This is a genomic window from Leclercia tamurae (genome assembly GCF_025566055.1).
GTDB classification, from domain to species: domain Bacteria; phylum Pseudomonadota; class Gammaproteobacteria; order Enterobacterales; family Enterobacteriaceae; genus Enterobacter; species Enterobacter tamurae.
On record NZ_JAMHKS010000060.1, the window covers coordinates 17,786 to 31,489 of the forward strand.

The window sequence follows — 13,704 nt, forward strand, 5'->3', positions numbered from 1 at the left end:
AGGGCATTAATCAGGAGGTGTGCGATGCGTGAAATCCAACAGGGCGTCTGGCAAATGAGCCTGGCGATGCTGATATCCGGCTCCATTGGCGCCTTTGTTTTGCTCTCCGGTTTGCCGGTAACAGAGGTTGTGTTCTGGCGCTGTCTGATCGGCGCGATTGCGTTGTTTCTCTTTATTCGTTTCAGTAAACAGCCTTTCAGCCCGTTAACCAAAGTCACGCTGGGCCTCGCCGTTCTTGGCGGCGTCGCGCTGGTGGTGAACTGGCTGCTGCTGTTCGCCGCCTTTGAACGTATCTCTATCGGCCTGTCGACGGTGGTCTATAACACTCAGCCCTTTATGCTGGTGCTGATGGGGATGTTGCTGGGGGAACGGGTGAGCCTGGTGAAATGGGGCTGGCTGTTCCTCGCCTTTGGCGGCGTGGTGATTCTGCTCTCCAGCGAACTGACGGGCGGGCATGAAGCGGGATGGCTGGCGGGTATCGGGCTCGCACTGGGTGCGGCTTTCTTCTATGCCCTCACCGCTATCATCACCCGCAAATTAAAGACCATTGCACCGCAGCATATCGCCTTTATTCAGGTTCTGACCGGCGTGGTGATGCTCCTGCCGCTGGCGCATATGCCCGCTTTATCAGGTGAGTTCCCGTGGGGGATTTTATTGACGCTGGGCATTGTCCACACCGGGATCATGTATCAGCTGCTCTACAGTGCCATTCAGAAGCTCCCTACCCCCATCATCGGCTCGCTGTCGTTTATCTATCCGGTGGTGGCACTGATTGTCGATAACCTGGTGTTTGGCCACTCGCTGAATCTCACCCAGCTGGCCGGCGGGGCGTTGATTCTGTTGGCCGCAGCGGGCAATAACCTCGGCTGGGGCGAAAAAAAACCCCGCCAGAGCGGGGTTTCGATTAAAACAGCGGATTAGCGACGAGCTCGCACAATCTGATACCGGCGCGTCAGGTACTCCACCGGCGCGCTCCAGATATGCACCAGACGGGAGAACGGGAACAGCAGGAACAGGGTCATACCCAGTACCAGGTGCACGCGGAAGACAAAGGCCACGCCGTCGAGATGCTCAGACGCCCCGCCGTGGAAGGTCACCACCGACTGCGCCCAACCCACCAGCTTCAGCATTTCGCTGCCGTCCATGTGTTGTGCAGAGAACGGAATAGTCAGCAGACCCAGCGCGCACTGTACCATCAGCAGGGAGAGGATCAGAATGTCCGCTCCGGTGGTGGTGGCCCGCACGCGCGGGCTGAACAGACGACGTTTCAACAGCATCAGGCCGCCCACCAGGGTCATCACGCCGCAGGCCCCCCCGGCAATCATCGCCATCTTCTGCTTCACGTCCATCGGCAGGAAGGATTCATACATCCAGTGCGGGGTCAGCATCCCGAGGAAGTGACCGGCAAAGATCCCCAGAATCCCGATGTGGAACAGGTTCGAGGCCATGTTCATCCCTTTGCGATCCAGCATCTGGCTGGAGGCGGCGCGCCAGGTGTACTGACCGTAGTCGTAACGCAGCCAGCTACCAATCAGAAAGACCGAACCCGCAATGTACGGATAGATATCGAAGAAGAACATATTCAGGAAGTGCATTATTGCTGTCCTCCGGTAGAGATATTCAAATATTGCGGGGCAACGGCACCGGCAAAACGACGCTGGTGAGCAGAGATTTCCGACTCGCCGCAGCTCTGGTCAGCAAAGAACTTCACCTGCTCCTCTTCCCAGACCGCATCCAGCGCCTGGGGGGTGTCATCCCGGGCTTCATCCGCGATTTTCTCCGCCACTTTTTCACTGTCGACCGAGGCGTTGGCCAGCTTCACCAGCAGATCGAACAGCACCGCATAGCGACTTTCACGCTGTTGCAGACGTGCGCCCAGCAACGCCAGGATCGGCGCGATATCCTGCAAACCGCCCAGCGCCTCTTCTTTCGGTAGCTGCGCCAGATATTCCAGATACAGCGGGAGGTGATCCGGCAGCTCGCGGCTGTCGAGATGCAAACCGTGCTGCTCGTACTGGGCCATCAGATCGACCATCGCCTGACCGCGATCGCGGGATTCACCGTGAACGTGCTCAAACAGCAGCAGCGAGGTAGCGCGGCCGCGATCAAACAGCTGGCTGTAGTCAGACTGGGCATCCAGAAGATCGCGGGCTAACAGATCGCGGAGGAAAACGCCCAGTGTCTGGGCATCCTCTTTATCCAGGTTTTCCGATGACGCGAGTGCATCAAAGAGTTCCTGTTGATGCTGCGCAAGGGCAGCATCGGGGTACTCGAGCAGACGCGAAACAATGACGAGTTCAATCATTGGTGCGGCTCCGTTTTGCTGGTCACATCCATCGCATCGATGCGGCGGCTGTTGAACAGGTTGAATTTGTTATCTGAACCGTGGCAACCATCGCCGAAGGTAAAGCCACACCCGCTTTTCTCCGGGAAGGCTTCACGGGCCAGCTCACGGTGGCTGCTCGGCACCACGAAACGATCTTCGTAGTTGGCAATCGCCAGGTAACGGTACATCTCCTGGGCCTGCGCTTCGCTTAAGCCCACCTCTTCCAGCGCGCGAGTATCGATGACGCCGTCAACGGTCTCCGCACGTTTGAAGTGGCGCATCGCCAGCATACGTTTCAGGGCCAGCAGCACCGGTTGGGTGTCACCCGCAGTCAGCAGGTTCGCCAGATACTGCACCGGGATACGCAGGCTTTCGACATCCGGCAGGATACCGTTGCTACCCAGCTCACCCGCGTCCGCCGCAGACTGAATCGGTGACAGCGGTGGCACGTACCAGACCATCGGCAATGTGCGGTATTCCGGATGCAGCGGCAGGGCCAGCTTCCAGTCCATCGCCATTTTGTAGACCGGCGACTGCTGTGCCGCGTCGATCACGCTCTGCGGAATGCCGTCGGCCAGCGCCTGAGCGATCACTTTCGGATCGTTCGGATCGAGGAACACGTCCAGCTGACGCTGATAGAGATCTTTCTCGTGCTCGGTGCTTGCCGCGTTCTCAATCGCATCTGCGTCATACAGCAGCACGCCAAGGTAACGGATACGGCCTACGCAGCTCTCGGAGCAGACGGTTGGCATCCCGGCTTCGATACGCGGGTAGCAGAAGATGCACTTCTCGGACTTACCGCTCTTCCAGTTGAAGTAGATCTTTTTGTACGGGCAGCCGGTGATACACATGCGCCAGCCGCGGCACTTGTCCTGGTCGATCAGCACGATGCCGTCTTCTTCACGCTTGTAGATGGCACCGCTCGGGCAGGTGGCGACACAGGCCGGGTTCAGGCAGTGCTCGCACAGGCGCGGCAGATACATCATGAAGGTGTTTTCGAACTGGCCGTACATCGCCTTCTGCATGTTCTCGAAGTTCTGGTCTTTGGCGCGTTTTTCGAACTCGCCGCCCAGAATCTCTTCCCAGTTTGGCCCGCTGGTGATTTTGTCCATGCGCTGACCGGTGATCAGCGAGCGTGGACGGGCGATCGGCTGGTGTTTCCCTTCCGGCGCGTTGTGCAGGTTCTGGTAGTCAAAATCAAACGGCTCGTAGTAATCGTCAATGCCCGGCAGATGCGGGTTCGCGAAGATTTTACCCAGCAGCAGCGCGCGGTTACCCATGCGCGGCTGCAGTTTACCGTTGATTTTACGGATCCAGCCGCCCTTCCACTTCTCCTGGTTTTCCCAGTCGGTCGGGAAGCCGGTGCCCGGCTTGCTTTCGACGTTGTTGAACCAGGCGTACTCCATACCTTCCCGGCTGGTCCAGACATTTTTACAGGTGACTGAGCAGGTATGACAGCCGATGCATTTATCCAGATTCAGCACCATGCCGACTTGTGAACGAATTTTCATTTTACGCTCTCCTGTACCTGGTCATTACCTTCGCCGTCTAACCAGTTAATATTCTTCATCTTACGTACCACCACGAACTCATCGCGGTTCGATCCTACGGTGCCGTAGTAGTTAAAGCCGTAGGCCAGCTGCGCATAGCCGCCGATCATATGGGTTGGCTTCGGCGTAATACGGGTCACGGAGTTGTGAATACCGCCGCGCTGCTCGGTGATTTCTGAACCCGGCAGGTTCACGATACGTTCCTGCGCGTGGTACATCATGGTCATCCCGGCCGGCACTCGCTGGCTCACTACCGCACGCGCCGTCAGGGCACCGTTGCTGTTGAACACTTCAATCCAGTCGTTATCTTCGATACCCAGATCTTTAGCATCCGCTTCACTCATCCAGACAATCGGGCCACCGCGCGACAGGGTCAACATCAGCAGGTTGTCGCTGTAGGTGGAGTGGATACCCCACTTCTGGTGCGGCGTCAGGAAGTTCAGCGCCTTCTCCGGGTTGCCGTTGGATTTCTTGCCCATAACGGCCTTCACAGAACGGGTGTCGATTGGCGGACGGTACACCAGCAGGCTCTCACCGAAGTCACGCATCCACTGGTGATCCTGATACAGCGACTGACGACCGGTCAGGGTGCGCCATGGGATCAGCTCGTGAACGTTGGTATAACCGGCGTTATAGGAGACGTGCTCATCTTCCAGACCAGACCAGGTCGGGCTGGAGATGATTTTGCGCGGCTGGGCCTGAATATCGCGGAAGCGGATCTTCTCGTCTTCTTTATTCAGCGCCAGATGGGTATGGTCGCGACCGGTAAATTCACTCAGCGCAGCCCAGGCCTTCACCGACACCTGGCCGTTGGTTTCCGGAGCCAGGGTCAGGATCATCTCTGCCGCATCAATCGCGGTGTTCAGCATTGGCTGACCTTTGGCCGGGCCGTCCGCCTTGGTGTAGTTGAGCTTACGCAGCAGATCCATTTCGGTCTGGGTGTTCCAGGCGATGCCTTTCCCGCCGTTACCGATTTTCTCCATCAGCGGGCCGATAGAGGTAAAGCGTTCGTACGTCGCCGGGTAGTCGCGTTCAACCGGGATAATGTGCGGGGCGGTAACGCCCGGGATCAGGTCGCATTCGCCTTTTTTCCAGTCCTTCACGTCCAGCGGCTGCGCCAGTTCGGCGGCGGAGTCGTGCTGGATTGGCAGCGTGACCACGTCGGTCTCCTTGCCCAGATGACCCACGCAGACTTCGGAGAATTTCTTCGCGATGTCTTTGTAGATATCCCAGTCGCTTTTCGATTCCCAGGCCGGGTCAACGGCAGCAGACAGCGGATGAATAAACGGATGCATATCCGAGGTATTCATGTCGTCTTTTTCATACCAGGTAGCGGTTGGCAGCACGATGTCGGAATAGAGGCAGGTGCTGGAGAGACGGAAGTCCAGGGTCACCACCAGATCCAGCTTGCCGTCGAGACCGTTGTCTTTCCACTCCACCTCTTCGGGCATCACGCCACCCTGCTTGCCGAGATCTTTACCCTGGATACCGTTTTCGGTCCCGAGCAGGTATTTCAGCATGTACTCGTGGCCTTTACCGGACGAGCCCAGCAGGTTGGAGCGCCAGATGAACAGGTTACGCGGGTGGTTTTTACCGTTCTCAGGCTGTTCAGCCGCAAAGCGAATCGAGCCCTCTTTCAGGGATTTGACGGTGTAATCCACCGGGGTCATCCCGGCTTTCTTCGCCTCTTCTGCGATGCGCAGCGGGTTGGTTCCCAGCTGAGGTGCAGACGGCAGCCAGCCCATGCGTTCTGCACGCACGTTGAAATCGATCAGGTGGCCGCTGTAGCGGGATTTATCCGCCATCGGGGAGAGCAGCTCCTGGGCAGTCACCGTCTCGTAGCGCCACTGGCTGGAGTGGTTATAGAAGTACGAAGTGCTGTTCATGTGACGTGCCGGACGCTGCCAGTCAAGGGCAAACGCCAGCGGTTGCCAGCCGGTCTGCGGACGCAGTTTTTCCTGGCCGACATAGTGCGCCCAGCCGCCGCCGCTCTGACCGACGCAGCCGCAGAAGATCAGCATGTTGATCAGGCCACGATAGTTCATATCGAGGTGATACCAGTGGTTCAGACCGGCACCAACGATGATCATCGACCGACCGTGGGTCTTGTCTGCGTTATCGGCAAATTCACGGGCGGTACGGATGATGTGCGCCCGCGGAACACCAGTGATCTGCTCTGCCCAGGCCGGAGTGTAGGCTTTGACGTCGTCATAGTTGGTAGCGCAGTTTTCATCGTTCAAACCGCGTTCCAGACCGTAGTTGGCCAGGGTCAGGTCGTAAACGGTGGTCACCAGCGCGGTAGAACCATCGGCCAGCTGCAGGCGTTTCACCGGCAGTTTGTGCATCAGGACGTTCTGCAGTTCAACCTTGTTGAAGTGCTCCGAACCTTCGCCGCCGAAGTACGGGAAGCCGACTTCAGCGATCTCGTCCTGGCTGCCCAGCATGCTCAGGCGCAGTTCGGTCTCTTCGCCGGAGGTGCCATCACGCTGCTCGAGGTTCCACTTGCCCTTCTCGCCCCAGCGGAAACCGATAGAGCCGTTCGGAGCAATCATGTCGCCATTGCTGTTGTAAGCAACGGTTTTCCATTCCGGGTTGTTTTCCTGGCCCAGCGCATCCACCAGGTCAGCGGCACGCAGCATACGGCCTGCGGCGTAGTAACCGTCGCGCTCTTCCAGCATCACCAGCATCGGCATGTCGGTATATTTGCGCACGTAGTCGGTGAAGTACTGGCTTGGCTTGTCGAGGTGGAACTCACGCAGCATCACGTGGCCCATCGCCAGCGCCATCGCGGCATCGGTACCCTGCTTTGGTGCCAGCCACAGGTCGCACAGTTTGGCGATTTCGGCGTAGTCCGGCGTTACGGCAACGGTTTTGGTGCCTTTGTAACGCACTTCGGTAAAGAAGTGGGCATCCGGGGTACGGGTCTGCGGAACGTTAGAGCCCCAGGCGATGATGTAGCTGGAGTTGTACCAGTCAGCAGATTCCGGCACGTCGGTCTGCTCACCCCAGGTCTGCGGAGACGCAGGCGGCAGGTCGCAGTACCAGTCATAGAAGCTCAGGCAGGTTCCGCCAATCAGGGAGAGGTAGCGGGCGCCGGACGCATAGGAGACCATCGACATCGCCGGGATCGGCGAGAAGCCTGCAACACGGTCCGGGCCGTAGGTTTTGACGGTATAGACGTTAGAGGCGGCAATCAGCTCATTCACTTCCTGCCAGGAGGAGCGGACAAAGCCGCCGCGACCGCGGGCCTGCTTGAAGCTTTTCGCTTTGTCGGCGTCTTCGATAATGGATGCCCAGGCATCAACCGGATCGCTGTGCTGCACTTTCGCTTCACGCCACATCTTCATCAGGCGTTTACGCATCAGCGGGTATTTCAGACGGTTAGCGCTGTAGAGATACCAGGAGTAGCTGGCGCCACGCGGACAGCCGCGCGGTTCGTGGTTCGGCATATCCGGACGGGTACGCGGGTAGTCCGTCTGCTGCATTTCCCAGGTCACCAGACCGTTTTTTACGAAAATCTTCCAGCTGCATGAGCCGGTGCAGTTTACGCCGTGGGTGGAGCGGACAACTTTGTCATGCTGCCAGCGCTGACGGTAACCGTCTTCCCAGTCCCGGTTGGTCTCCAGAACCTGGCCGTGCCCATCGGCAAAAGTCTCACCCTTCTGTTTGAAGTAGCGAAACCGGTCCAAAAATTTGCTCATCGGGTATCTCCTGTGTGGAGCCTGTGGCTCTCTAAATCGACATTGCTGATTTGCAGCGAAGGTAACGCTATGAAAGATGGTGAGAATTGATAACGATCAAGAGGAACGGGGGATGTTAAGCGCGGCTAATCCGCGGCTACCCCTAAAGCGGTACAAAACCAAATATATCAACCAACTGTTTTATATAGATATTTTGTATTTATCGTACAAAAGCACGCATGGCAGATAACCGGAGGGGTATTAAGGGGTAGAGCGCCCTGATTAGCGATGGCGATCACAGCGGCTGCGCGGCGGAAGGGGTTATGCCTTTGAGTATGTTGTAACTAATATCGGGATAAAAAAAGCGCGGCACCAGGCCGCGCAAACGGATAATCAAACTTACTTATTTTTTATTAGAATTCCGTCCGTATACCAGCCAGGTGACAAACACGCAGACGATATAGAAAACAAGGAACACTTTCATGGCGCCCGCCGGGGAGCCGGTCAGGTCCAGCGAAATGCCGAATGCTTTAGGGATAAAGAAGCCGCCAATGGCACCAATCGCAGAGATGAAGCCCAGCGCGGCGGCGGTGTCGGTGGCTGCTTCACGCATCGCCTGCTGCTCGTCGCCGCCCTGCGCTTTGACGCGATCCATGGTCAGCTTACGGAAGATCACCGAGATCATCTGGAAGGTCGAGGCACTACCCAGCCCGGCGGTCAGGAACAGCACCATAAAGACCGCGAAGAAGGCGCCAAAATTGCCGCCCACGCCGTTAACCGGCAGGGTCATAAACAGCAGGGCACAGAAGATCGCCATCAGCACGAAGTTCACCAGCGTCACGCGGGTGCCGCCCAGGCGGTCGGAGATCATACCCCCGGTGGAGCGCGCCAGGGCACCAATGAACGGGCCGAAGAAGGCGTAGTGCAGGATCTGCACGTCCGGGAACTGAGTTTTGGACAGCATCGCAAACCCGGCGGAGAAGCCGATAAAGGAGCCGAAAGTTGCCAGATAGAGCAGCGCCATGATCCACAGATGGGCACGCTTCAGCACCGGGAGCTGTTCGCTCAGGGAGGCTTTCGACGCCGCCAGATCGTTCATGCCGAACCATGCGGCCAGGGTTAATACCACCAGAAACGGCACCCAGATCCACGCCGCGTTCTGCAGGAACAGGTATGAGCCGTCGGCCTGCTCAACGCCCGCACCGCCAAAGGCTGCGAAGATAGAAACCGAGATCGCCAGCGGCGCAATCAGCTGCATGACGCTGACGCCCATGTTGCCCAGCCCACCGTTAATCCCCAGCGCGCCACCCTGCTTCTGTTTCGGGAAGAAGAAGCTGATGTTCGCCATGCTGGAGGCAAAGTTAGCGCCTGCAAAGCCACACAGCAGAGAGATAATCACAAAGACGCTGAACGGAGTAGAGGTATCCTGCACCGCAAAGCCCAGCCACACGCACGGAATAATCATGATCCCGGTGCTGAACGCGGTCCAGCGGCGACCGCCAAACAGCGGCACCATAAAGGCATAAGGCACACGCAGCAACGCACCGGAGAGTGCCGGCAGCGCCGTTAACATAAACAGCTGGTCGGTGGTAAATTTGAAGCCCACTTTTGGCAGGTTTACGGCGACGGCGCTGAACAACATCCAGACGCAAAACGCCAGCAGCAGACAGGGAACGGAGATCCACAGATTACGGCTGGCTATACGTTGGCCGCGCTGTTGCCAGAACGCCGGATCTTCCGGACGCCACTCCGTAATAACCGGGCCGGAATCCCTTTCGGGGGTAGTTGAGTGACTCATAGACACCTCTGATTCTTAAAAGATGGTACAAAGATCAGGGTTTTAAGCAGACAGGAAGTTGATATAAATCAAGGGGAAGGTGGGCAAATTCCGCCGAAAAAAGTTGATGTACTCCCTGATGAGTAGCGCATTCCGCTAAAAAAGGTGTGGTTTTTCACTGGACTGCTACTCCCCGCTTACCCCCTCCTCCCATTCATCAGACAAATGGCAATTAATGGGTAATCCTTTTTAGGTATGGGTATACTCCAGGGTATGGCTGAGAATAGAGCCCTTGCCGAGTTCAGGCATTGTCAGGAGCCAGACTACCCTATGTTTAAACGCTGTTTTTCACCACTGACGCTGGTTAACCAACTGGTGCTGATTGTCATGCTGTCCACCGCAATCGGGGTGGCGGGAATGGCAATTTCCGGCTGGCTGGTGCAGGGCGTTCAGGGCAGCGCGCACGCCATTAACAAAGCCGGTTCGCTGCGCATGCAGAGCTACCGCCTGCTGGCGGCGATCCCGCTGGAAGCCAAAGATCAGGTCCTCCTTGATGAGATGAACGCCACGGCCTTCAGCCCGGTGCTGCAAAGCGCGGCGCAGCACGATGACCAACAGGCGCAGCTGAAAGCCCTGCAGGATTACTGGCAAAACCAGCTGGCACCGGGCCTGCGGCAGGCACAAAACCCTGACGCGGTCGCCAGTGATATCTCCGCTTTTGTCAGCCGGATCGATAATCTGGTCACCGCCTTCGACAGCAGCACCGAACAGCGCATTGCGCGGGTAGTGGTGATGCAGCGGCTGATGGTGCTATTTATGGCCCTACTGCTGGTGTTCACCATTATCTGGCTGCGCGCCCGGCTGTTGCATCCCTGGCGACAACTGCTGGCGGTGGCCCGGGCGGTTACCCAGCGCGATTTTACCCAACGCGCACACATCAACGGCCGCAATGAGATGGCGATGCTCGGCGAAGCGCTGAATACCATGTCCGGCGAGCTGGCCGAAAGCTATGCGGTGCTGGAGCAGCGGGTGCGGGAAAAAACCGCCGGGCTGGAGCAGAAAAATGAGATCCTCTCCTTCCTCTGGCAGGCCAACCGCCGCCTGCACTCCCAGGTACCGCTGTGCGAGCGGCTCTCGCCGGTGCTTAACGGTTTGCAGAATCTGACCCTGCTGCACGATATTGAGCTGCGGGTGTATGACATGGAAGATGAAGAGAATCACCAGGAATTTACCTGTCAGTCAGATATGAGCTGCGATGAAATCGGCTGCCACCTCTGCCCACGCAGCCTGCCGCCGCTGACCACCAGCGGCACGACCCTGAAGTGGCGGCTGGCGGATAACCTGACCCAGTACGGCATTTTACTGGCCACCCTGCCGGCCGGACGCCACCTTAACCACGATCAGCAGCAACTGGTGGATACTTTGGTGGAGCAGTTGACCGCCACCCTGGCGCTCGACCGCCACCAGGAAAAACAGCAGCAGCTGATTGTGATGGAAGAGCGCGCCACCATTGCCCGGGAGTTACACGACTCCATCGCCCAGTCGCTCTCCTGTATGAAGATGCAGGTCAGCTGTCTGCAGATGCAGGACGCCGACCTGCCGGAGAGCCACAAACAGCTGTTGAGCCAGATCCGCAACGAGCTGAACACCTCCTGGGTGCAGCTCCGCGAGCTGCTGACCACCTTCCGCCTGCAGCTGACGGAGCCCGGCCTGCGTCCGGCGCTGGAGGCCAGCTGCCAGGAGTTCAGCGCCCGTCTCGGCTTTACCGTAACCCTGGATTACCAGCTGCCGCCGCGGTTTGTCCCCTCTCACCAGGCCATTCATCTGCTGCAGATCGCCCGGGAAGCGTTAAGCAACGCGCTGAAACATTCCGGCGCGACGGCGGTTTCGCTCACCGTCAGTCAACACGATAACCAGGTCAAACTGGTGGTGCGCGACAACGGCCGCGGGTTACCGGCCAACGCCGAGCGAAGTAACCATTACGGTCTAATTATTATGCGCGACCGCGCACAAAGCCTGCGTGGAGATTGTCAGGTCCGTCCGGGCGAGTCTGGCGGAACGGACGTCATTGTCACCTTTATTCCCGAAAAGCCTCTTTTCACTGCCCAAGGAGAACACCATGTCTAATCAGGAGCCTGCAACAATCCTGCTGATCGACGATCATCCGATGCTGCGCACCGGCGTAAAACAACTTATCAGCATGGCCTCGGATATCACCGTCGTGGGCGAGGCCAGCAACGGTGAACAGGGCATTGAACTGGCCGAGGCGCTCGATCCTGATTTGATCCTGCTCGACCTGAATATGCCCGGCATGAACGGCCTCGAAACCCTGGACAAGCTGCGCGAGAAATCGCTCTCCGGACGCGTGGTGGTCTTCAGCGTCTCCAACCATGAAGAGGACGTGGTCACCGCCCTGAAACGCGGCGCCGATGGCTACCTGCTGAAAGACATGGAGCCGGAAGAGCTGCTGAAATCCCTGCAACAGGCGGCGGCCGGTGACATGGTCCTGAGCGAAGCCCTGACCCCGGTGCTGGCGGCCAGCCTGCGTGCCAACCGCTCTACCACTGATCGCGACGTCAGTCAGCTGACCCCGCGCGAGCGCGATATCCTCAAGCTGATTGCCCAGGGGCTGCCGAACAAGATGATCGCTCGTCGCCTGGATATCACCGAAAGCACGGTTAAAGTGCACGTGAAACATATGCTGAAGAAGATGAAGCTGAAATCTCGCGTAGAAGCGGCGGTGTGGGTGCATCAGGAACGCATTTTCTGAGTCTACTCGTCCGGCAGCAGCGTCCAGCGCGGGTCCTCTACTGGCAGCGCCAGCAGCGGCTGCGTCAACGCCAGCGTGATCTCATTGGAAGAGACACGCTGCCCGGCTTTATCTTCCACCACCACCGACAGTTTCCAGCGATTGCTCGCCCCCTCGCGGTTATCCCACGCCGGCAGAATAATGCTCCAGCCGTCACTGTCACTGGCCTGCGCCGGTGAGGTCAGACTCAACGCCTGAGTATCCCCCTGCCAGTGCAGCGCTCGCACCCCGTGTCGGCTGCGAATATCCAGCTTCAGTACCACCGTCTCACCCGGGTGCAGATCCCAGGGCGGCGTGGCCAGCCATACCGACAGGGTCTTCAGCTTCCGGAACTCCAGCACCGGCAGGCTCTCGCGTTCCGGCGGATCGTAGCGACTGCCCCGCAGGGAGCGGCTGTCCATCACTTCGCTGGCGGAGAGCTGTTTTTTCAGCGGTACCCCGAAGCGATAGTTGAGCTTCAGGCCGAGGTTATTCTGACTCACCCCGCTCTCCCCCTGCTTGTGCGCGGCGGAGAAGGTCACCAGCGGCACCGGGGTGTAATCCAGCCCCAGATTGACCGCCAGCGGGTTGCGATACCCGGTACCGGTATGGAACAGATCGACGTTGTCGCCGTAGTATTGTTCAAAGCTGACGCTGGTATTGAGGTGATGCCAGAATGGCAGCCAGGCTTTGGCGGTGACGTCGTACCCGCGCGCCATGCGCTGCTCCTCTACCGTCGAGCTGTCCCGCCAGCTGGCAAAGGGCTGATAGTAGTTGGCCGACAGCCGCAGGTATTCGCCCCAGGCTTCCGCCCCCAGGCCGGCGCGCTGCAGGTTTTCATCCAGCAGATTGTCGTAAAAGGTGTTGTAACCCAGCAGCCATTTGCCCGCCACCCAGCGCTGGCCGATGCCCGCATTGCTCACCAGGCCGTCCTCCTGCTGGGTAAGGCCGAGCTGGCTCCAGGTCAGATAGCGATTGTTATCCTGCCAGGGGATAAACCAGCTGCCCTTGCTGCCGGTGAATTGCCCCTCATCATCCACCAGCAGATCGACGCTGGCGTTGCCCCAGGGAGAGAGCCACGACTCGATGTGCTGATTGACCTCCTGACTGACCGCGTCCCGCACCTGGCTCAGGGCAAACTGCCGGGCCTGCTCCTCGGTGGTCAGTCCGTTGTCGGTCATGCTGGCCTCCCCGAAGGCTTTCGCCATCTCCGCCAGATGCTTTTCACCCTCCCCCGTTGGGGTCGCCATGCCTAAGTCCGGCAGGCTGTCGCCGTTATTATCAAAGGGGTTTTGCGCCTGCTGGATAAAGGAATTTGGGGCACTGTGAACGGCTCCGGGAGTACAGAGGAGGAGGAACAGCCAGCGTATGCGGGGAGAAACAACCATCACCGTCGTGAAAGGGAGCCTGTGTTGATAAAAATTCAGTTAACACCTTAGCGCGGTTGAGGAAAAATTTCAGCCCTAAGGGAAATTTCAGGAATAACCTGAAGATTGCCGGGTGGCGCTTCGCTTAACCGACATGTGAGGCCTGATTGCCGGGTGGCGCTGCGCTTACCCGGCCTACGGTCCGTGCCCTTCCAG

Annotated in this window: 9 protein-coding genes; 3 read left to right on the top strand and 6 right to left on the bottom strand. The window is 58.4% G+C overall.

Annotated features, from left to right (window positions below):
• Positions 1-24: 24 nt before the first annotated feature.
• Positions 25-921: a DMT family transporter gene (locus M8318_RS01650; RefSeq protein ID WP_262660764.1), complete on the top strand. Its 897-nt coding sequence runs from the start codon at positions 25-27 to the stop codon at positions 919-921.
• Here the strand turns inward: M8318_RS01650 and narI are convergent.
• The 5 genes from narI to M8318_RS01675 all read right to left on the bottom strand — a co-directional run bounded on the left by narI (position 918) and on the right by M8318_RS01675 (position 9,354).
• The gene (gene narI / locus M8318_RS01655) at positions 918-1,595 is read right to left on the bottom strand and encodes a respiratory nitrate reductase subunit gamma (RefSeq protein WP_106993195.1); all 678 of its coding nucleotides are present in this window, start codon (positions 1,593-1,595) and stop codon (positions 918-920) included. The two genes, M8318_RS01650 and narI, sit on opposite strands and share 4 nt — an antisense overlap.
• Positions 1,595-2,305 carry a nitrate reductase molybdenum cofactor assembly chaperone gene (narJ, locus tag M8318_RS01660; RefSeq protein ID WP_166182711.1) on the bottom strand — a complete coding sequence of 237 codons (711 nt, stop codon included), beginning with the start codon at positions 2,303-2,305 and terminating at the stop codon, positions 1,595-1,597. Before narJ ends, narI begins: the two co-directional genes overlap by 1 nt.
• The gene (gene narH / locus M8318_RS01665) at positions 2,302-3,837 is read right to left on the bottom strand and encodes a nitrate reductase subunit beta (protein ID WP_106993197.1); all 1,536 of its coding nucleotides are present in this window, start codon (positions 3,835-3,837) and stop codon (positions 2,302-2,304) included. Before narH ends, narJ begins: the two co-directional genes overlap by 4 nt.
• On the bottom strand, positions 3,834-7,577 hold the full coding sequence (locus tag M8318_RS01670) for a nitrate reductase subunit alpha (RefSeq protein ID WP_262660765.1): 3,744 nt from the start codon (positions 7,575-7,577) through the stop codon (positions 3,834-3,836). The genes narH and M8318_RS01670 overlap by 4 nt, the downstream gene beginning before the upstream one ends.
• Before the next feature lie 382 nt (positions 7,578-7,959).
• Complete coding sequence (locus M8318_RS01675) at positions 7,960-9,354, bottom strand: NarK family nitrate/nitrite MFS transporter (protein WP_262660766.1); 1,395 nt, start codon at positions 9,352-9,354, stop codon at positions 7,960-7,962.
• Positions 9,355-9,663: 309 nt separating this feature from the next.
• Between M8318_RS01675 and narX the strand changes: the two genes are divergently transcribed.
• Positions 9,664-11,460 (top strand): nitrate/nitrite two-component system sensor histidine kinase NarX, encoded by a 1,797-nt coding sequence (gene narX / locus M8318_RS01680; protein WP_262660767.1) that lies wholly within the window; start codon positions 9,664-9,666, stop codon positions 11,458-11,460.
• Positions 11,453-12,103, top strand: a complete 651-nt coding sequence (narL, locus tag M8318_RS01685) for a two-component system response regulator NarL (protein WP_262660768.1) — start codon at positions 11,453-11,455, stop codon at positions 12,101-12,103. The genes narX and narL overlap by 8 nt, the downstream gene beginning before the upstream one ends.
• 2 nt (positions 12,104-12,105) lie before the next feature.
• On the opposite strand, the gene M8318_RS01690 is transcribed toward narL, so the two are convergent.
• Positions 12,106-13,509, bottom strand: a complete 1,404-nt coding sequence (locus M8318_RS01690; RefSeq protein WP_262660769.1) for a YchO/YchP family invasin — start codon at positions 13,507-13,509, stop codon at positions 12,106-12,108.
• Between the last annotated feature and the right edge of the window lie 195 nt (positions 13,510-13,704).